This window comes from Ralstonia sp. AU12-08, assembly GCF_000442475.1.
Lineage (GTDB): Bacteria > Pseudomonadota > Gammaproteobacteria > Burkholderiales > Burkholderiaceae > Ralstonia > Ralstonia insidiosa.
Map to the genome: position 1 here is coordinate 1 of NZ_ASZV01000002.1, position 19,497 is coordinate 19,497.

The 19,497-nt window shown below is 63.6% G+C and carries 17 protein-coding genes; 14 read left to right on the forward strand and 3 right to left on the reverse strand.

Annotated features, from left to right (window positions below; genetic code table 11):
* Positions 1–23 precede the first annotated feature (23 nt).
* The 4 genes from bufB to C404_RS30930 all read left to right on the forward strand — a co-directional run bounded on the left by bufB (position 24) and on the right by C404_RS30930 (position 2,663).
* Positions 24–893: an MNIO family bufferin maturase gene (gene bufB / locus C404_RS30915; protein WP_031328624.1), complete on the forward strand. Its 870-nt coding sequence runs from the start codon at positions 24–26 to the stop codon at positions 891–893.
* A complete protein-coding gene (locus C404_RS30920) occupies positions 880–1,659 on the forward strand; it encodes an HvfC/BufC N-terminal domain-containing protein (protein WP_021192536.1) in 780 nt (259 codons plus the stop codon). The genes bufB and C404_RS30920 overlap by 14 nt, the downstream gene beginning before the upstream one ends.
* Entirely contained in the window at positions 1,656–2,141 is a 486-nt protein-coding gene (locus C404_RS30925; protein WP_021192537.1) for a DoxX family protein, read from the forward strand. The genes C404_RS30920 and C404_RS30925 overlap by 4 nt, the downstream gene beginning before the upstream one ends.
* 84 nt (positions 2,142–2,225) lie before the next feature.
* Positions 2,226–2,663 (forward strand): BON domain-containing protein, encoded by a 438-nt coding sequence (locus C404_RS30930; RefSeq protein ID WP_031328625.1) that lies wholly within the window; start codon positions 2,226–2,228, stop codon positions 2,661–2,663.
* Here C404_RS30930 and C404_RS30935 read toward each other — a convergent pair.
* On the reverse strand, positions 2,660–3,082 hold the full coding sequence (locus C404_RS30935; RefSeq protein ID WP_021192539.1) for a hypothetical protein: 423 nt from the start codon (positions 3,080–3,082) through the stop codon (positions 2,660–2,662). The two genes, C404_RS30930 and C404_RS30935, sit on opposite strands and share 4 nt — an antisense overlap.
* 84 nt (positions 3,083–3,166) lie before the next feature.
* On the opposite strand from C404_RS30935, the gene C404_RS30940 reads away from it, so the two are divergent.
* The 5 genes from C404_RS30940 to C404_RS30960 all read left to right on the forward strand — a co-directional run bounded on the left by C404_RS30940 (position 3,167) and on the right by C404_RS30960 (position 9,992).
* Positions 3,167–3,553, forward strand: a complete 387-nt coding sequence (locus tag C404_RS30940) for a MerR family transcriptional regulator (protein ID WP_021192540.1) — start codon at positions 3,167–3,169, stop codon at positions 3,551–3,553.
* A 305-nt stretch (positions 3,554–3,858) separates the two neighbouring features.
* Complete coding sequence (locus C404_RS30945; protein ID WP_037010787.1) at positions 3,859–5,112, forward strand: TolC family protein; 1,254 nt, start codon at positions 3,859–3,861, stop codon at positions 5,110–5,112.
* Positions 5,113–5,116: 4 nt separating this feature from the next.
* Positions 5,117–6,277 (forward strand): efflux RND transporter periplasmic adaptor subunit, encoded by a 1,161-nt coding sequence (locus C404_RS30950; RefSeq protein ID WP_021192542.1) that lies wholly within the window; start codon positions 5,117–5,119, stop codon positions 6,275–6,277.
* Between the two features lie 2 nt (positions 6,278–6,279).
* Positions 6,280–9,375, forward strand: coding sequence for an efflux RND transporter permease subunit (locus C404_RS30955; RefSeq protein ID WP_021192543.1), 3,096 nt, complete (start codon positions 6,280–6,282; stop codon positions 9,373–9,375).
* 173 nt (positions 9,376–9,548) lie between these two features.
* Complete coding sequence (locus C404_RS30960; protein WP_031328628.1) at positions 9,549–9,992, forward strand: Hpt domain-containing protein; 444 nt, start codon at positions 9,549–9,551, stop codon at positions 9,990–9,992.
* Here C404_RS30960 and C404_RS30965 read toward each other — a convergent pair.
* On the reverse strand, positions 9,989–11,401 hold the full coding sequence (locus C404_RS30965) for an APC family permease (RefSeq protein ID WP_021192545.1): 1,413 nt from the start codon (positions 11,399–11,401) through the stop codon (positions 9,989–9,991). The two genes, C404_RS30960 and C404_RS30965, sit on opposite strands and share 4 nt — an antisense overlap.
* Before the next feature lie 360 nt (positions 11,402–11,761).
* Here C404_RS30965 and C404_RS30970 point away from each other — a divergent pair, with 360 nt between their 5' ends.
* From C404_RS30970 to fdhD, 4 genes are read left to right on the forward strand one after another with little or no spacing between them, the layout of a single operon-like run.
* Positions 11,762–13,417 carry an OFA family MFS transporter gene (locus C404_RS30970; RefSeq protein WP_021192546.1) on the forward strand — a complete coding sequence of 552 codons (1,656 nt, stop codon included), beginning with the start codon at positions 11,762–11,764 and terminating at the stop codon, positions 13,415–13,417.
* Positions 13,418–13,444: 27 nt separating this feature from the next.
* Complete coding sequence (locus C404_RS30975; RefSeq protein WP_021192547.1) at positions 13,445–15,784, forward strand: FdhF/YdeP family oxidoreductase; 2,340 nt, start codon at positions 13,445–13,447, stop codon at positions 15,782–15,784.
* Positions 15,784–16,029 (forward strand): hypothetical protein, encoded by a 246-nt coding sequence (locus C404_RS30980; protein ID WP_021192548.1) that lies wholly within the window; start codon positions 15,784–15,786, stop codon positions 16,027–16,029. Before C404_RS30975 ends, C404_RS30980 begins: the two co-directional genes overlap by 1 nt.
* Positions 16,026–16,841, forward strand: coding sequence for a formate dehydrogenase accessory sulfurtransferase FdhD (gene fdhD, locus C404_RS30985; RefSeq protein ID WP_021192549.1), 816 nt, complete (start codon positions 16,026–16,028; stop codon positions 16,839–16,841). Before C404_RS30980 ends, fdhD begins: the two co-directional genes overlap by 4 nt.
* Positions 16,842–16,855: 14 nt before the next feature.
* Here fdhD and C404_RS30990 read toward each other — a convergent pair whose 3' ends face one another.
* Positions 16,856–18,751, reverse strand: coding sequence for a potassium transporter Kup (locus C404_RS30990; protein ID WP_031328630.1), 1,896 nt, complete (start codon positions 18,749–18,751; stop codon positions 16,856–16,858).
* A 353-nt stretch (positions 18,752–19,104) separates the two neighbouring features.
* Here C404_RS30990 and C404_RS30995 point away from each other — a divergent pair, with 353 nt between their 5' ends.
* On the forward strand, positions 19,105–19,308 hold the full coding sequence (locus C404_RS30995; RefSeq protein ID WP_021192552.1) for a cold-shock protein: 204 nt from the start codon (positions 19,105–19,107) through the stop codon (positions 19,306–19,308).
* The last annotated feature ends 189 nt before the right edge of the window (positions 19,309–19,497 follow it).

Consider the following 19,497-nt stretch of genomic DNA (forward strand, 5'->3'; position numbering starts at 1 on the left):
AGCCGACGAACCGGGTGACCGCCATGCAGACCACTCTGCCCACGTGCGCCGGCGCAGGCCTGCGCGCCCCGCATTTTCCCGCCCTGCTGCACGGGGAGGCTCGCTTCCCCTGGGTGGAAGTGCACAGCGAGAACTACCTGTATGGCGGCCCGGCCCGCGCCGCGCTGCTAGCCGCACGAGCGCACCAGCCCGTGAGCCTGCACGGCGTGGGCATGGGGCTCGGCAATGCCGATGGGTTGGACATGGACCACGTGCGCGCCATTGCCACGCTGGCCGATGCCGTTGCGCCCAACGCCATATCCGAGCACCTGTGCTTCAACCGCAGCGGTGCCCAGGTCGTCAACGACCTGCTGCCCCTGCCCTATTCCCGCGAGTCGCTCGACCTCGTGTGCGCCAACGTCATGCGCGCACAGGACATCCTCAAGCGGCCGCTGCTGATCGAAAACATCGCCGCGTATATCGATTGCCGCGCGCTGGTCGATGCCGAGGAGGCCGTCTCCGAAGGCGCCTTCCTGACTGCACTCGCGCGCCGCACCGGCTGCGGCATCCTGCTGGACCTCAACAATCTCTACGTCAACAGCGTCAACCACGGCGTGACAGTCGAATCGGTGCTAGCCGACATCGCCCCCGCGCTGGTGGGTGAGATTCACCTGGCAGGCTTCAGTGTGGAAGACGGCATGCTGATCGACACGCACAGCGCGCCGGTCCATGCGCCTGTCTGGGCGATCTACGAAGCGTGGATCGCCGCGCACGGTGCGCGTCCGACGCTCATCGAGTGGGATGCCGACATCCCGCCCGTGCAGGTGCTGCTGCAGGAAGCTGAACGCGCGCAGGTCATTCTTGACCGGCATGCAAGTTCCACCGTCACGGAGAGCGACCATGCGCCTGCCTGACTGGGAAGCCCATCTGATCAGCACGCTCACAACACCACCCACGGGCGATGACGACGCGCGCGGCGTGGCCGTCTATCGCAACGCGCGCCTGGCCATCCTGCGCAACACGCTGGCCGGTGCGTATCCGGTCTGCCGAGCGCTCGTCGGCGACGACTGCTTCGATGCCATCGTGCGCGACACGCTGGCGGTGCAGGGCTCGAGCTCTGCGAACCTGCATCGCTATGGCGATGCATTGCCCGAAGTCATCGCGCAATCGCCGCTGGCAGGCAGCGTGCCGTATCTGGCTGACGTGGCCCGCTTGGAATGGCGTGTGCACTGGGCGCACTACGCACCGGATGCGCACACCCAGGCGCTGGACGCTGTCGCGCTCGGCACGCTGCTCGCACAGCCGGCGGACACCCTCCGCGCGGGTCTCGTCGACGGGGCTTGGTATGTGGCCTCGCCGTGGCCGGTTGTGTCGATCTGGCGGGCGCATCAGCCCGACGCAGCCATCGCATTGAGCAGCATCGACCTCGGCACGCCTGAAGCGGCGGTCGTCACTGTGCAAGACCACCGCGTCGTCGTGCTCGACCTCGATCCGAGCACCGCCGTATTTCTCGCTGCCTGCGATGCAACACCGTCATTGCAGGCGGCCCTCACGCAAACACTGACCGCGCAGGCGGATTTCGATCTGACCGCCTGCCTGGCCGGCCTCTATCGCGCGGGGTTGCTCGCGCTGTCCACGCACCCTGCACCCCAGGGCTCGATCCTTGGAGACACACCATGAACACCGCTACCCTTGCCCCGCTCACACGCATCCGCGCCACGCTCGATCGCTTTGCCGGCCCCCAGAGCGGGCTGTGCTCGCTCATCCTGCTGATCGTGCGGGCGTACCTCTTCTACGTGTTCTTCCGCTCGGGCCTGACCAAGCTGCACGACTGGGACACCACCGTGCTGCTCTTCACCGAGGAGTACAAGGTCCCGCTGCTGCCGCCCATGCTGGCAGCGGCGCTGGGCACCTTTGGCGAAGTGGTCCTCCCGTCGTTGATGTTGATCGGTATCGTGCCGCGGCTGGCGGCGGCAGGGTTGTTCTTCGTCAACGTCGTGGCCGCGCTGTCGTACTGGGCAAACCTGTCGGCCTCGGCCATCGAGTTTCACTTCGTGTGGGGTGTGCTGATCGCGATCGTGGCGACGGTTGGGCCGGGCCGGCTGGCGTTGCAGACGCTGTGGCAGCGCAAGCAGACCGCCGCGCCGGGTCACGCATATTGACCAGCAGAGCGTAAGACGCGCAGTTTCGGTGCAGGGCGGCAGGCTTATCATGTGGGCCTGTCGCCATTTTTTTCAGGAGCATCGATGCGCTTCCCCTCGTTGTCCTTGGTAGTCCGGGCCGGTATGCCACGTCAGCGGATCGGCGTACTGGCTGCAATCGGTGCCGCATCGGTGCTGACGGCCTGCGCCTGGGGCGATGGCCCCGACCGCACTGGCGCCCGCATGACCGACGACTCCCTGCTGTCGTATCAGGTGAAGGCCGCACTTGATCAGGACACGGCCCTGAATACCCGCCAGATCCGCATCCACACCACGCCGGAAGGCAAGGTCACCCTCACCGGCTGGGTCGATTCCGCTGAAATGGCCCGCCGCGCAGGCGAAGACGTCAAGCGCTTCGTTGATCCGGCCAAGTTGGACAACCAGCTGCGAATCCTCTCACGCAGCCAGGTGCTCGGCGGCGGCCCGCTGATCCCGGCCGGCCTGCCGCCCGCAGCACCGGCCAGCGCTCCAGCCGCACGCTAAGCGTGTTGCGTGCCCGTACGGGCGGGCACGCGCCCCACCGGCATCAACTGCAACAGCCCAAAACTCACCTCCGCGATTAGGAACGGCACCACCAGCAGCGTGGCCCCCGACATCAACGCGAACGCTTGCCAGGCTGAAAAGAGCCAACGCGCAACGGCGTCGTAACGGCCCAGCGTCACACTGGCCTGCTGGAGTCGCAGCACCGACCACACGCACACCACAGACCCCATCAGGTTGGCCATCAGCAGATGCGCCGGCTCGAACGCCGGCAGGCTGCCGATACCCAGCGCACCGGCCAGCGCATTCAAGGCTTGGTGCAGCAGCGCGAACGTCCAAGGCGTGGCAAACGGTGCGGACACGATCAGGTCGTACCAGGCGCTGGCGCGCACGATGCGTAGAAAAGTCGATTCGGAAACCACGGCAACACTCCAGAAGTGAAAGAAGCATCACCGTAAACCCTGGTGTACGCTCCAAGGTCAAGCCCGTTTCTGTTGCGAGACCCTATGCCCGCCACCCTCCCCGCCCGCGCCGACGATCTTTCCATTGGCGATCTGGCCGCCGCCACCGACGTTTCGCGCGACGGCCTGCGCTTTTACGAGGCGCGCGGCCTGATCCGTGCGCGGCGACGCAGCAACGGTTACCGCGCCTACCCGCCCGAAACCGTTGAACTGGTGCGCTACGTGCGCACGGCCCAGCAACTCGGCTTCACGCTGGCCGAAATTGGCGAGGGCATGGACCTGGTGTGGCAGCAACCCGACACGGATGCCGCAGTCACCGCCCTGCTGCGCGAAAAGCTGTCCAGCATCGACGCCCGCATCGCCAGCCTGCAGGCCATGCGCGACGCCCTGGCCACGCGGTTGGGCCTGCCGTGCCCACTTGCGCCAACCTGAGAAAGCCAGCATGTCTTGTCATATAACTGACGCAGACTGCCGCCTTGGAGCGATTTGCCGCGGTTTTTCGCGTTTTCCTACCTCCTGACGGCTTGCTGAGTCGTGAAAGGCGCTTGAAAGATCGCGTCGGTAAAAACGCACCCGTCTCAAGGGGAGTCTTTGCAGTGAAACATTGGGGTGCAATCCATCCACGTGCCTGGGCCGCGCTGTGCGTGGCGACCAGCCTGCCGCTCACAGCGGCATGGGCAGCCACGTCAAAACCGGCCACACCGGTACCGATGCCGACCACGCCGGTTGCCGCCAGCATGCCCGTGGCCACCATGCCGCCCGTCAAGTCGGCCGTGCCGGGCGTGACCGGCCCTGGTTTCAACCTGGTTGAGCTGCTGCAGGAACTGAAAGGCAACAATCCGCAGCTCATGCAGGCCCGCCATGCCTATCTGGCGGCCAAGTCTGTGCCACCGCAATTGGCCGCGCCCAACAACCCGCAGCTCGGCTACATCTGGAACAGCATCCCCAAGGGGTTTCCGCTGGCAGTCAACCGGGCGGGCGGCAGCCAGTACAACCTGACGCAGCAGATTCCGTTTCCGGGCAAGAAATCGCTGGCCGCCGAGATTGCCGACCGACAGGCCGAATCGCTGAACGCCCAGTCCGACGCGTTGTACCTGCAGCTCTACGCACAGCTTTCGACCACGTATTACCAGGCGATCTCGCTGCAGAAGCAGATCGACGTGCAGAAACTGACCATCACGCGCCTGGAGCAGGTCAAGCAGATCACGCGCGTGCGCTACGCCAACAATGCGGCGGCCTATGCCGATTTCCTCAACGCGCAGGTCATGCAGAGCAGCGCGCAGAACGATCTGTTTGCCGCGCAGCGCCAGTACGACATCACGCTGCAGACACTCAACACCCTCATCGGCAAAGAGCCGAGCTTCCCGCTGGAGCTGCGCACCGACGACGAATCTGTGCGCTTGCCCGACGAGCCGCTGCCGGAGCTGGAAAACCAGGCGCTGCGCGAGCACCCGTCGATCAAGGCCTCAGCCGAGCTGATCGACGCCGCACGCAAGAGCGTGACGCTGGCGCGCAAGGCGTACCTGCCTGACTTCCAGGTCATCGCCACGGTCACGACCGACAACCCACCGTACGGCGTGCGCCCGAACAGCTATCAGATCGAGCTGGATCTGATCATCCCGTTCTGGTTCTTCACCAAGGAGAAGTACGGCGTGAACCAGGCGGTGGAAAGCCAGATCGCCACCGAGGCCAATGACGTGTCCGTGCGTCAGCAGACGCTGCTGGCCGTTGATACCTCGTACAACACGCTGCGCCAGACGCTCGCGCAGCTCGACTTCAACAAGCAGCGACAACTGCCGCAGGCGCTGGCGGCCTATCGCGTGACGATGACCAACTACGCCAGCAACAACGCCGATTTCAATGACCTGCTGACCGCGCAGGGCGCACTCAAGAACGCCGAACTGGCGGTCGCCCAGGCGCAGGCCACGGCCCTGCAGGCCTATCACGCATTGCTCGCGGCCACCGGCCGTTCGCCGGTTCAAGCTCAATAAGACCATGAAGAAGTTCTCTCCTACCGTTGCCGTGATTGCCCTGGCTGCCGCTGTTGCCGTTGGCGTGGTGGTGGGGCGCAAATGGCCCGCCGCCCCGTCGCCCAACGCTGCCGACACCGCCAAGCCTGCAAGCAACGCAGCATCTGCCCCCGCTGCAGCCGCTGCGCGCCCGAAACCCGATTCCGTGGAAATCCCGGCCGGCGGCTTCGACCCGCAGCAGGTGCAGGTCGTGCAAGTCGGCCAGCGCACTGTGCCGGTCGAGCTGTCCAGCCCCGGCAAGCTGGCCTTTAACGCGGAGCGCACCAAGCTGGCGTCTTCCCGCGTGGCGGGCCGACTGGATCGCATCCTGGTATTCGAAGGCGCGCTGGTGCAGGAAGGCCAGCCGCTGGCGGAGCTGTACTCGCCAGATTTCATCTCTGCCCAGAAGGAGTACCTGCTTGCGCTCAGCACCGCGCGCCAGCTCAAGGGCTCCAACATGAAAGACTTGCAGGAAGATGCGGAGGCCACCGTGCAATCCGCTGCGGGTCGACTGCACGTACTGGGCTTGACCGACGCGGATGTTGCGCAGATTGCCAAGCGTGGCGCGCCCGCCGAGCACATGACGCTGCGTGCGCCCATCTCGGGCACCATCGTCAAGCGCAACATGGACCCAGGTGCCTTCCTGAACGTGGGTGACTCGTTCATGAGCATCGTCGATACGCGCCAGTTGTGGTTCACCGGCAATCTGTATGAGAACGACATTGCCAGCGTGCACATCGGCCAGCCGATCACGCTGCACACGGCAGCGTATCCGGACCGCGATTTCACCGGCCGCGTGAGCTTCATCGCCCCCAACATCGACCCCGCCACGCACACGCTGACCGTGCGCTGCGACGTGCCCAACCCCGACGGCCTGCTGCGCCCCGAGATGTATTCGACCGCGCGCATCCAGATCGGCACAGGCATGGCCTCGGTGGTGCCAAAGTCCGCGCTGGTCAAGGAGCGCGGCAGCTACTACGTGATCGTGCAAAGCGATGCCAAGCACTTCAAGCGCGTGCAGGTGCAAGGCAAGGACACGGGCGCCGATGGCAGCTTTGCGGTCACAGCCGGTCTGGATGCTTCATCGCAAGTGGTGGTGCGCGGCGCCGCCCTGCTCAATGAAATGATCGTGAAGGCGGGGGCGTAGGCATGAGCTTCAACCCGATCGCGGGCATTCTCAAGCGGCGGCTGCTGATCGTCTTCCTGGCGATCGCGCTGCTGGTCGCGGGCGTCCTGTCGTTCCGTGAGCTGCCGCTGCAGGCGTATCCGGGCGTGGCGCCACTGTCGGTACAGGCCATTACGCAGTGGCCAGGCCGCAGCACGACCGAAGTCGAGCAGCAGATCACCATCCCCATCGAGAACGCGCTGGCCGGTGTGCCGGACGTGCAGTCGTTCCGTTCGGTGTCGCTGTTCGGCCTGTCGGTGGTGACGCTCAAGTTCAAGGAAGGCACGGACAGCTTCAAGGCGCGTCAGAACTTTTCGCAATACCTCGCACAGGCCAATCTGCCCACGGGCATCCAACCTGCCCTGAGCCCGGACTCAGATGCCACCGGCGAAATCATGCGCTTCCGCCTGGTGGGCGACGGCGTGGATCTCACCACGCTCAAGAGCTACCAGGACTACGACATCACCAAGGAGCTCAAGCACGTCCAGGGTGTGGCGGACGTGAGCTCCTTCGGCGGCAAGGTGAAGGAGTATCACATCGTGCCGTCGCCGGCGAAGCTGCAGTCATACGGCATCACGCTGTCGCAGCTCATCACGGCCATCGGCAATGCCAACAACAACACCGGCGGCAACCTGCTGCGCGACGGCGAGCAGCAGTTCGTGGTGCGCGGCGTGGGCCTGCTGCAGACGGTGGAAGACATCCGCAACGTGGTGGTGGCCGCCAATAACGGCGTGCCGGTGCGTGTGCGCGACATTGCCGAAGTGGAAGTCGGCAACGTGCAGCGTCTGGGCATGGTGCAGTACAACGACCAGCCCGACGTGGTGGAAGGCATCGTGCTGCTCAAGCGCGACGCCAATGCCACCGAGGTGCTGGCCAAGGTGCGCGACAAGGTTGCCGAGCTGAACAACAGCATCCTGCCGAAGGACATCCAGATCAAGCCGTTCTACGACCGCCAGGTGCTGCTCGACATCACCATGGGAACGGTGGAACACACGCTGGTGGTGGGCATTGCGCTGGTACTGGCTGTCCTGTTCGTGTTCCTGGGCAACCTGCGTGCGGCGGCCGTGGTGGCGGCGGTGATTCCGCTGGCACTGTGCGTGTCGTTCATCAACATGGAGCACTTCCATGTGCCGGCCAATTTGATCTCGCTGGGCGCGATCGACTTTGGCGTGATCGTGGATGCGGCGGTGATCGTGATGGAAAACATCATGCGTCACCTGGAAGAAGGCGCTGACAAGCTGGAAGACGCCATCGTCAAGGCCACCAACGAAGTGCAGCGCGCGATGATCTTCTCCACGGGCATCATCATCGTGGCGTATTCGCCGCTGTTCTTCATCGGCGGTGTGGAAGGCATCATCTTCAAGCCGATGGCGTTCACGATGGGCTTTGCGCTGATGGCCTCGATCGTGCTGAGCCTGACCTTCGTGCCGGCCGCCACGTCGTTCGTGTTCGGCAAGTCGCTGCATCCGCATTCGCCGGCGTTTGTGGGCGCGATCCTGCGCTGGTACAAGCCGCTCTTGCACCGCCTCATCGCACGCCCCAAGACGGTGTTTGCCGCTGCCCTCGCCGCACTGGGCCTGACGCTGTACAGCGCCAGCTTCCTGGGCACGGAATTCCTGCCGACGCTGGAAGAGAACAACCTCTGGCTGCGCATCACGCTGCCGAACACGGTGGACCTGGACTACTCCGCTTCGGTCGCCAACGACCTGCGCACGTACTTCGGCAAGCAACCGGAAATTGAGAAGGTTTCGGTACAGATCGGCCGGCCGGATGACGGCACCGACTCCACCGGCGTGTTCAACCAGGAATACGGCCTGTACTTCTCTTCGCCCGACAAGTGGGGCCCCGGCGTAACCAAGGCACATCTGGTCGAGCGTCTGGCCAAGCATCTGGAGAAGATTCCGGGCATCGAATACAACTTCTCGCAGTACATCCAGGACAACGTGGATGAGGCGCTCTCGGGCGTGAAGGGCGAGAACTCAGTCAAGCTGTTCGGCAACGACCTCGACATGCTTGAAGCCAAGGCCACCGAAATCCAGACGCAGCTCAAGAAGGTGCAGGGTCTGGTGGACGTGGGCATCTTCCGCGAACTGGGTCAGCCGACGCTGAACGTCACCATTGACCGCCAGGCTGCTGCGCGCTTCAACATCAACGTGAGCGACGTGCAGAACCTGGTGCAGTACGCCATTGGTGGCTCGCCGGTCACACAGATCCTGGAAGGCGAAAAATCGTTCGGGCTGGCGGTGCGCCTGAACCAGCAGTCGCGCGCCTCGTACGACGCCATTCGCGAGCTGTTGATCGACACGCCGGACGGCCAGCACATCCCGCTGTCGATGATCGCCAAAGTGCAGATGACCGACGGCCCGTTCTTCATCTACCGCGAAGAAGGCAAGCGCTACATCGCCATCAAGTTCGGGGTGCGTGGGCGCGACCTCGGCAGCGCCGTAGATGAGGCGCAGCGCATGGTGGGCAACAACGTCAAGCTGCCCGAGGGCTACACCGTCAAATGGGACGGCCAGTTCAACGAGATGAAGGTCGCCCAGGGCAAGCTGATGGTGATCGTGCCGCTGACGATCCTGGTGATCTTCCTGCTGCTCTACAGCACGTTCGGCAACTTCAAGGACGCGCTGATGGTGGTGCTGAACGTGCCGTTTGCGGCCATCGGCGGGTTGCTGGCGCTGCATATCGCCAACGAGACGCTGTCGATCTCGGCGGGTATCGGCTTCCTGTCGCTATTCGGGATTGCCATTCAGGACGGGGTGATTCTGATCTCGTACGTCAACCGCCTGGCGCACTCCGAGAACCTGCATGAAGCGACGGTAGAGGGTGCCGCGCTGCGCCTGCGCCCGGTCATCATGACGGCCATGCTGGCAGGCCTCGGTCTGTTGCCGGCGGCGCTGTCGCACAGCATCGGCTCCGAGGCGCAGCGCCCGCTGGCGCTGGTGATCGTCGGCGGCATGGTGACGACGACGATCCTCACGCTGCTGGTGCTGCCGGTGGTGTTCACGTGGGCACACCGCAATCGCGGCACGCCGCCGCGCGAGCCGGACGTCACGCCAACTGCTGCCATGCTGCCCTGAGCCTCAAGCGCGCACAGCCCGGTCGGGCGTATCGCCTCACAAGCGGTACGCCCGATTTGTTTTTTGGGCCTGCACGTTCGTACTTGGCGCGCCTCCAAATCGGACGAATCTCATTGCTGCAGGCAGGCCCGGCACGCAAAGTGTGGTTCGAGTCCAAATCCACGCGCCACCCCATGCAGCCCTTCCGCGACACGCCCGCAGCCCCCACCTCCGACGAGGCCAGTCACGCCATCATCGCCGGCCTGCTTCCTCCCCAGGTCATCTGCACGCTGACCGAGCTGTTCGGCCTCGACCTGCAGCAGTGGCGCTTTATCGTCGACTTGTTTACGGAGACGGTCGAACAGGACCTCGCCAACCTCGATCAGGCCCTGCGCAACGGTGTGGATGCGCAGATCATCGAAGCCTCGCATAGGATCGTGGGCTCGTCCCGCATGCTGGGGCATGTGGCCATCGGTGATGCCGCACGTGCCATTGAGCGCATTGCGCAAAGCGTCGGGCCATATCACGAGCGCGCGGCGGAGATGCGGTTGAACTTCACGCACCTGTACGCGCTGGCAGATGCGTTCCGCCAGCAGATCAGCCGCTGCGCCTGGCCGGACTCGGCCGTTGCCGGTTAAGGGTTGCCAGCCAGACGGCCATTGCGCTCGGCCAGCCGCCGATTGAGCAGCAACGGTACGATACCGATCGCAATGCCGCCCAGGCCAATCAGGTTGGTCGTCCAATCGAACGTCGGCACGCTGTAAGCCGCAATGAACCACAAGAACAGCGCACTGCCCAGCGGCCACAGCACCAGAAACACCGCATCGAACACCGAGCGCAGCGCATCGCGCCGGTGGTGCCACGCACAGGCAAAGCCGGCCAGCCCGTAGTAGAACGCCACCTGAAAGCCGATGGCATTGACCGAATCCTTGATGATCGCGTTGATGCTTGGAAAGAACGACGCGCCAAACAGCAGCACCAGCCCAATCGTGGTGATCACAGCCGTGGCCATCCACGGCGTATGCCAGGTCTTGTGCAGCCTGGCATAGCGGGCGTGCAGCATGCCGTCGCGCCCCTTGGCGTAGAGCGTGCGCGTGAACTGCAGGATGGAGGTCTCCAGCGTGCCGATCGTGCTGAGCATGACGGCCACCACGGCCACGTAGCTCCAGGGGCGCGGCAACAGCTTGTCGGCCACGGCAAAGATGACGTTGGTGCTGGATTGCTCGATCTCTGTATCGCTCAGCACGAGCAGGATCACGGCGGCAAAACCCATGAACAGCGCCAGCACGATCACCATGGCCCACAGCGCGCCGCGGCCCGGTGCGTGATTGGCGTCGCGTGTTTCTTCCGTCAGGTTGACGGTCACGTCCCAGCCCCAAAAGAAGAACAATGCCGTGAGCGCCCCCGTGGCGAAAAGCTGCGGCGTGAATGCGCCCGGTGACAGCCAAGCCCACGACAGCGCATGTGCCGGGTGCGCACCGAACTTCGACACCGCCAGTGCAATCAGCGCAATCAGGATGACGGTCTCCACCACCGTCATGGCGACCTGCGAATAGCTCGTCAGCTTGATGCCCTTGATGATGACGGCGCTCACCGCCAGCAGCCACGCGGCAGCCACCAGCGCGACCACGGCGGGCTGGTCGGCCAGCGACGGCGCCACCAGCGTGAGCGTGGCGGTTGCCGCCGGGATCGTGCCAGACACCATGAACACGCCAGAGGCCACCAGCAGCGCCCAGCCGGTAAAGAAGCCCAGCGTGCGGTTGAAGATGGCGCCCACCCAGGCATACGCCGCGCCTGCGTGCGGGTTGATGCGATTCAGGTGCAGGTAGGCAAAGGTCACACCAAACATGATCAGCCCGCAATACAGCAGGCTTGCGGGCGTGAGCGCACCCACCGCGGCGATCAACGTGGCCGTGGTGGCGGCAATGCTGAAGGCGGGCGCGGTGCCCGCTACGCCCATCACAACGGATTCGCCGACACCCAAGGCCTGGGTGTCGAGCCCAGCCTGCTCCGGCTGCGCGGGCGTATCCGTTGTACGCGTCGTCATCCCCTACCTCCGTTGTCCGGCTGCTCAGGCACTGCCCGTCTTCCACTGCAGTATTGGCGCTCCTAACCACAACACCAACCGATTTGATGTCAAGCGCAAGCCGGGCATCAGCAAAGCCATTCCTAAGGATTATTTATGTTTTTGATCACATAAATCACTTGGTTAGGCTGCATGTTGCGTATCCCGCAATACAACGGATTTCTACAACTATTGATTTAGAACAGGGCGCATCACTATCTTCGCGGGCAACGTCGGCGCAGTCCCTCTGCGGCCGGCGGGTACGTACCAGCCATGACTGGTGCGGCCAACTCACTTCATACCGTAGCAACCAGGCACATCAACGCATCCGGGGGGATTTCGATGTCCGAAGCAGTACTGCATCCGTTTTTTTCGCGCGAGCGCACCATCGCCGCGGTGGGATTCAACCGCTGGCTGGTTCCACCTGCCGCCTTGGCCATCCATCTGTGTATCGGCATGGCCTATGGCTTTTCCGTTTTCTGGCTGCCGCTCGGGCGTGCACTGGGCATTGCCAAGCCGCAAACCTGCGGCGCCGATGTCTCGCTGATTGCCGAGCTGTTCACCACCACCTGCGACTGGCGCATCTCCAGCCTGGGCTGGATGTTCACGTTGTTCTTCGTCTTCCTCGGCCTGTCTGCTACGTTGTGGGGCGGCTGGCTGGAACGCGCCGGCCCGCGCAAGGCCGGTGTCGTGTCGGCGGTGTGCTGGTGCGGCGGCCTGCTGATCTCCGCACTTGGCATCCAGATGCACCAGCTTTGGCTGCTGTGGGTCGGCTCCGGCGTGATCGGCGGCATTGGCCTGGGGCTGGGCTACATCTCGCCCGTGTCGACGTTGATCAAGTGGTTTCCGGACAAGCGCGGCATGGCGACCGGCATGGCCATCATGGGCTTCGGCGGCGGCGCGATGATCGGTGCGCCGCTGGCTGACCGCCTGATGAAGCTGTTTGCCACGCCGGATTCCGTGGGTGTGGCGCAAACGTTTATCGTGCTGGCCGGCATCTACTTCGTGTTCATGATGGCGGGCGCACTGGGTTATCGCGTGCCGCCCACTGGCTGGAAACCGGCCGGTTGGACGCCCTCGCCGGCCAAGGCAAAGGACACCATGGTCACGCAGCGCCATGTGCACGTGAACGAGGCACTGAAGACGCCGCAGTTCTGGTTGATCTGGGCCGTGCTGTGCCTGAACGTGTCGGCCGGCATTGGCGTGCTGGGCATGGCTTCGCCGCTGCTGCAGGAAGTGTTTGGCGGCAAGCTGCTGGGCGTAACCACAGCCTTCACTGAGCTGACCGCTGCGCAGAAGGGTCAGATCGCCGCCATCGCAGCCGGCTTCACGGGCCTGCTGAGCCTGTTCAACATCGGCGGCCGCTTCTTCTGGGCGTCGCTGTCGGACCGCCTGGGTCGCAAGATGACCTACGCGATCTTCTTCGTGCTGGGCTTCGTGCTCTATGCATCGATTCCGTGGACTTCGCACACCGGCAACATTGCGCTGTTCGCGCTGGCCTTCTGCGTGATCCTGTCGATGTACGGCGGTGGTTTTGCCACCGTGCCAGCGTATCTAGCCGACATGTTCGGCACGCAAATGGTGGGCGCCATCCACGGCCGCCTGCTGACCGCCTGGTCGACGGCCGGCATTCTGGGCCCGGTGCTGGTGAACTATCTGCGTGAGTACCAGATTGCCCATGGTGTGGAACGTGCCGCCGTGTACGACATCACGATGATGATCCTAGCCGGCCTGCTGGTGCTGGGCTTTGTCTGCAACCTGCTGGTGCGCCCGGTGAACGCGAAGCACTTCATGACCGACGCGCAGCTCGACGAGCTGCGTCGTGCAGCAGCCGCCAAGAATCCGACGCCGTCGGTAGCTTCTCCGGAAACGTCACTGGAATGGGCGGCACATCCGGGTTCGGCCGTGGCTGTGGTGCTGGCCTGGGCAGCCGTTGGCCTGCCGTTGGGCTGGGGGGTTTGGATTACACTCCAAAAAGCTGCTGTTCTGTTCTCTTAACGCCTGAAATCAAGCCACCGCGCCGTCATGAAGCATCAGAAAATCGAGTTTTACCGTCATCCGGCCGGTGGCTGGGGCGCGCTCAAGAGCGTTGCGCATCAACTGCTGTCGCAGGGCATCGCCGCCAAGGGCGCCAAGACCATGCTGTCCGCCAACCAGCCCGATGGCTTCGATTGCCCCGGCTGCGCATGGCCCGATCGTGACCACGCCTCCACGTTCGAGTTTTGCGAGAACGGCGTAAAAGCCGTGGCCGCTGAAGCCACGTCACGCCGCACCACGCCGGAGTTCTTCGCACAGCACACCGTGCGCGAACTGGCCGAGTGGCCCGACTACGCGCTGGAAGACCAGGGGCGCCTGACACACCCGATGGTCTACGACGCCGCCAGCGACAAATACGTCCCGATCGAATGGGATGCCGCCTTCGCGCTCGTCGCACAGCACCTGCGTGCGCTGCCCGATCCGAACCAGGCGATCTTCTACACCTCTGGCCGCACCAGCAATGAGGCGGCCTTCCTCTACCAGTTGTTCGTGCGCGCATACGGCACGAACAATTTCCCCGACTGCTCCAACATGTGCCACGAGCCTTCCGGCACGGGCATGCGGGGCAGCATCGGCGTTGGCAAGGGCACTGTCACGCTTGACGATTTCACCAAGGCTGATGCCATCTTCATCTTCGGCCAGAACCCGGGGACGAACCACCCGCGCATGCTCGGTGAATTGCGTGAAGCGTCCAAGCGCGGCGCGAAGATCGTGTCATTCAACCCGCTGCGCGAGCGCGGGCTGGAGCGCTTTGCCGATCCGCAAAGCAAGATCGAGATGCTCACACTGGGCTCCACACGCATCAGCACCGAGTACCACCAGGTCCGCATCGGCGGGGATTTGGCAACGGTCAAGGGCATCATCAAACACGTGATCGAGCGCGATGACGTGGCCCGCAGCCGCGGTGAGCCCGCCATCATCGACCACGCGTTCATCGCCCAGCACACCGGCGGCTTCGATGCGTTTGCCGCCGATGTACGCGCCGAATCGTGGGCGACCATCGAAGCCGAATCCGGCCTGCCGGAAAACGAAATCCGCCAGGCTGGCGATACGTACATCAAGGCCGGCAGCGTGATCGCTTGCTGGGGCATGGGGATAACGCAACACAAGCATTCGGTGGCGACGATCCAGATGATCGTCAACCTGCTGCTCCTGCGCGGCAACATCGGGCGACCGGGCGCCGGTGCGTGCCCGGTGCGCGGCCACAGCAACGTGCAGGGCGACCGGACGATGGGCATCTACGAGAAACCCGCCCCGGCGTTCCTGGATCGGCTGGAGCAAGTCTTCGGCATCCAAGTACCGCGTGAACACGGCTACGACACCGTCGGTGCCATCGAAGCAATGCGCAACGGCGCGGGCCGCGTGTTCTTCGCCATGGGCGGCAACTTTGCCGCGGCCACGCCGGACACCGCTGCGACGTGGGCCGGCCTGCGCCAGTGCGACCTGACCGTGCACGTGACCACCAAGCTCAACCGCAGCCACATCGTGCACGGCAAGGCTGCGCTGATCCTGCCCTGCCTGGGCCGTACCGAAGTCGATCAGCAAGCCGGCGGCACGCAAGGCGTGACGGTGGAAGATTCGATGAGCATGGTCCACATGTCAGCGGGTATCAACCCGCCCGCATCGCCGCACCTGCTGTCGGAACCCGCCATCGTGGCGCGGCTGGCCGAGGCGACGTTGCCCGAGAGCACCATCCCCTGGCGCTGGCTGGTGGAAGACTATGACCGCATCCGCGAACGCATCGAAGCCGTGTTTGATGACTTTGCGGGCTTTAACGAGAAAATCCGCGTGCCGGGTGGCTTCCGCCTGCGCAACACCGCATCGGAGCGTGTCTGGAACACGCCATCGGGCAAGGCGGAATTCCACACGCACGGTATCCCGACCGATACGCCCATCCACCGCGCCTGTGAGCGCTATGCCGATGCCACCGTCTTCACGCTGGCCACGGTGCGCTCGCACGACCAGTACAACACCACCATCTACGGCATGGATGACCGCTACCGCGGCGTGTTCGGCCAGCGCCGCGTGGTCTTCATCAACAAAGAAGACCTGCACACCATCCGCATGAAGGACGGCGAGTGGATCGACATGATCACGCTATCCGATGATGGCACCACGCGCCGTGCCGATGGCTTCCGCCTCGTGGCGTATGACATTCCGCGCGGCTGTCTTGCGGCGTACTACCCAGAGACCAACCCGCTGGTGCCGCTGTCTTCCGTGGCCGATCAGGCACGTACGCCAACGTCCAAGTCGATTCCGGTGATGCTGGTGCCGAGCCAAGTTGAACGCACCGCCGACGCGCAGGCTGCCGCTGCAGCCGACGCCTGATGTCGAACCAACCGGCGTGGTCTGCGCTGCAGCTTGCGCTGTTGACGGCACTGCACGAGACCGAACCCGGCAAACCGGTGTCGCTACCCTGGCTGACCAAACGCGTAGGCGAACGCGCCAGCACCGTGCTGCGCGCGTTGCATCCGCTGGCCAATGCGGGCCTGTTGCGCGTCACCATGGATGACACACGCTGGCTGGTCGTGCTGCTCGATGCTGGCCGCGCTGTACAGAGTACCACCACATGACCGCCCTGACCCGCCACCCTGCCGGCCTGCCCGTCGTCTCCACCTCGGCGACGCGGCGCACACGTACTGGCGCACACGAAGACGCCACCACCGCCGTTGCTGATGAGACACCGGTGGCGCTCGTCTTCAACGGCATCACGCACGCCGTGATGATGGCCTCGCCCGCCGATCTGGAAGACTTTGCACTGGGCTTTGCGCTGTCCGAGGGCATCATCGACAGCCGTGCCGACTGGCGCGGCGCCGATGTCGAAACGCACGCGCACGGCATCGAGATTCACATCGAAATCGCCTCGCACTGCTTCGTCCGCTTGAAGGAACGACGCCGCGCATTGGCTGGCCCGACGGGCTGCGGCCTGTGTGGCATCGAGAGCCTGCAGACCTTTGAAGCTTCGCCGACACCCCTTGCTCAGCCAACGTGGATGGCATCACTTGCCGATGCACAGGTGCTCGACGCCATGCAGGCAATGACCGCACATCAACCCGCCAACGCGCTCACCGGCGGCCTGCATGCGGCAGGCTGGGTGCCTGCAGATGGCAATGCACCACTGCATGTACTGGAAGACGTCGGTCGCCACAACGCACTGGACAAACTGATCGGCCGGCTGACCCGGCTCGGCATCCGCCCGACCGACGGTTTCATCGTCATGACCAGCCGCGCGAGCTTCGAGCTGGCGCGCAAATGCGTGCAGATGGAGGTACCGCTTCTCGCGACGATCTCTGCGCCGTCGTCACTCGCGATCCAGCATGCCAAGGCGGGCAACCTGATGCTGCTGGCGTTCTGCCGGGGCGACAGCGCAACCCGATTCGCGTAGAACGCGCGCGCGGACTAGATCTCCACCTTGCTCCCCAACTCAACCAACCGGTTGGCTGGAATCCGGAAGAAATCCGACGGTTTGGCGCTGTTGTGCTGCATCCAGGCAAACAGCGATTCGCGCCACATCGCCATGCCGGGCAGCGGCGACGGCACCACCGTGGCGCGCGTAATGAAGAACGATGTTTCCATATCCTCAAAGACGATATTCAAGCGCTGGCCCACGTTCTTGACGATGTCGTCGACAGCGGGGGTTTCCTTGAAGCCGAAGTCCACCACTGCGGTGTAGATGTCTTCGCCGATGGTCTTGAGCACCATCCGCTTGGCGGGCTCCACATAAGGCACGGCCAGCGTACGGAAGTGAATGAACAGCACGCGCTTGTGCAGCACGTGGTTGTGCTTGAGGTTGTGCAACAGCGCCAGCGGCACGAACTCGATGCTCGGCGTGAGGTACACGGCCGTACCGTCCACCCGATATGGCGGATGGCGCAATAGGCCTTCCATGAAAGGCTCAAGCGGAATGCCGCCCTCCACGTTGCGCGCCTTGAGCAACTGCGTGCCCGTATGCCACGTCACCATCAGGAAGAAGATCAGGCCACCCAGTAGCAGCGGGAACCAGCCACCTGCCGCGATCTTGAGCAGGTTGGCGCTGAAGAACGACAGGTCCACCGCCAGAAACACGGCACCGAGGCTGGCCACCACGGGCAGGCTCCACTTCCACGCATTGTGCATAACCACAGTCACGAGGCCCGTGGTCAGCAGCATGGTGGTCGTCACGGCAATGCCGTAAGCCGCGGCCAGGTTATCGGACTTGCCGAAGGCCAACACCACGGCCACCACCAGCAACAGCAGGATGTAGTTCACGACCGGCACATAGATCTGGCCGATTTCCACATCCGACGTGTAGAGAATCTTCATGCGTGGCGCATAGCCCAAGTGCACGGCCTGCGCCGTCATCGAGAACGCACCGGAGATAACCGCCTGCGATGCGATCACGGTGGCGGCCGTCGCCAGCACCACCATCGGCCCGACGGCCCAGTTCGGCATCAACAGGAAGAAGGGGTTCTGCACGGCGGAAGGCTCGCGCAGCAGCAATGCCCCTTGCCCGAAGTAATTCAGCAACAGGCAAGGCATGGCGATGTAGAACCAGGCAAAGCGGATCGGCCGTGCACCAAAGTGGCCCATGTCAGCATAGAGCGCTTCTGCGCCGGTCAATGCCAGGAACACCGAGCCAAACACGATGAACGCCAGGATGGTGTGCCGGAACGCAAATTCGAGCGCATACGTGGGGCTCAAGGCCACAAGCACCTGCGGAGACTTCACCACCGACGCCAATCCGATCAACCCCAGCAGCACGAACCAGATCAACATGATCGGCCCGAACAGGCGCCCGACCACATGCGTGCCCTGCTTCTGCAGCAGAAACAAGCCAATCAGCACAATCAACGCCAGCGGCAACACCCACGTCTGCAGCGCGGGCGCCATGATTTCCATGCCTTCAATGGCGGAAAGCACCGAAATGGCCGGCGTGATCACCGCGTCGCCGTAGAACATGGCGGCACCCAGCAGGCCGAGCATCATGAGTGTGCGGGTGAACCGGGCGCTGCCGCTGCTGGCGCGCATGGCCAGCGCTGTCAATGCAAGAATGCCGCCCTCGCCGTTGTTGTCGGCGCGCATGACGAACACCACGTATTTGATGGAGACCACCAGCGTCATCGCCCAGAGCAGCATCGACAGGATGCCGAAAACGGTCTGGTCCGAGAACGGAACCCCATGCTCGGGGTTGAAGCATTCCTTTAATGCATACAAGGGGCTGGTGCCGATGTCCCCGAAGACCACACCGATTGCGCCCACCATGGTGGCCATCAACGCGGGTTTTTTTCTGATTGTGCTGGCGGTGGCTGTCGTCATGGTTGCCTGCGACTGGAACTGCGGGAGCACGCGCAATTTTCGTGCACGATCTGCCATGCCGCCCACGCCTGGCGCGGCATTGGAGTGCGGCAGAAGCCACTAAAGCTTAGGTGAAAACACTCGGTTTTGTGCGAGTGTTTGCACCGATGGCAAGAACGCCCGGACCCTGATGTGCCCAGCAGGCATCGCCTATGCTTGATCTAAACAAGAGAAATGAAAAAAACAGACTTTGACGAGGAGACGCGCCAAGCATATATTCACCAAACGATCGTTTGGCCGGTTTGGCCGGGTCTGCCTGCTATGTTTCTCTTGGCCGGCGGCCGATCGATTTCTCAACTTTACGACTCAAGATCATGGCTACTGGTACTGTTAAGTGGTTCAACGACGCAAAGGGCTTCGGCTTCATTACCCCGGATGACGGCGGTGAGGACCTTTTCGCGCATTTCTCTGCGATCAATGCGGCGGGCTTCAAAAGCCTGAAGGAAGGTCAAAAGGTATCGTTTGACGTCACGCAAGGCCCGAAGGGTAAGCAGGCGTCGAATATCGTGCCGCAGTAAGTCAAAGGCCGGGGCACAGGCACCGCCAAGATCGTCATTGCGATTGCAGGACGGCGCGCCATCCTTCCGGGCAGGCGGCGCGCCGGTCAAAAGCCCCTAGAAGTCAGGTTGTAAGGGTTGTTCAGTACGTGTTTGCCATCAAGCGGTCGAAGGGTTGCTGGAAACAGCGCTCCGGTTTGACGAAGTCCC

Coding starts and splice junctions, on each gene's coding strand:
- C404_RS30955 (WP_021192543.1), top strand. CDS start 6,280: ATGAGCTTCAACCCGATCGCGGGCATTCTCAAGCGGCGGCTGCTGATC.
- C404_RS30920 (WP_021192536.1), top strand. CDS start 880: ATGCGCCTGCCTGACTGGGAAGCCCATCTGATCAGCACGCTCACAACA.
- C404_RS30995 (WP_021192552.1), top strand. CDS start 19,105: ATGGCTACTGGTACTGTTAAGTGGTTCAACGACGCAAAGGGCTTCGGC.
- bufB (WP_031328624.1), top strand. CDS start 24: ATGCAGACCACTCTGCCCACGTGCGCCGGCGCAGGCCTGCGCGCCCCG.
- C404_RS30940 (WP_021192540.1), top strand. CDS start 3,167: ATGCCCGCCACCCTCCCCGCCCGCGCCGACGATCTTTCCATTGGCGAT.
- C404_RS30950 (WP_021192542.1), top strand. CDS start 5,117: ATGAAGAAGTTCTCTCCTACCGTTGCCGTGATTGCCCTGGCTGCCGCT.
- C404_RS30925 (WP_021192537.1), top strand. CDS start 1,656: ATGAACACCGCTACCCTTGCCCCGCTCACACGCATCCGCGCCACGCTC.
- fdhD (WP_021192549.1), top strand. CDS start 16,026: ATGACCGCCCTGACCCGCCACCCTGCCGGCCTGCCCGTCGTCTCCACC.
- C404_RS30970 (WP_021192546.1), top strand. CDS start 11,762: ATGTCCGAAGCAGTACTGCATCCGTTTTTTTCGCGCGAGCGCACCATC.
- C404_RS30945 (WP_037010787.1), top strand. CDS start 3,859: ATGCCCGTGGCCACCATGCCGCCCGTCAAGTCGGCCGTGCCGGGCGTG.
- C404_RS30990 (WP_031328630.1), bottom strand. CDS start 18,751: ATGACGACAGCCACCGCCAGCACAATCAGAAAAAAACCCGCGTTGATG.
- C404_RS30965 (WP_021192545.1), bottom strand. CDS start 11,401: ATGACGACGCGTACAACGGATACGCCCGCGCAGCCGGAGCAGGCTGGG.
- C404_RS30975 (WP_021192547.1), top strand. CDS start 13,445: ATGAAGCATCAGAAAATCGAGTTTTACCGTCATCCGGCCGGTGGCTGG.
- C404_RS30960 (WP_031328628.1), top strand. CDS start 9,549: ATGCAGCCCTTCCGCGACACGCCCGCAGCCCCCACCTCCGACGAGGCC.
- C404_RS30930 (WP_031328625.1), top strand. CDS start 2,226: ATGCGCTTCCCCTCGTTGTCCTTGGTAGTCCGGGCCGGTATGCCACGT.
- C404_RS30980 (WP_021192548.1), top strand. CDS start 15,784: ATGTCGAACCAACCGGCGTGGTCTGCGCTGCAGCTTGCGCTGTTGACG.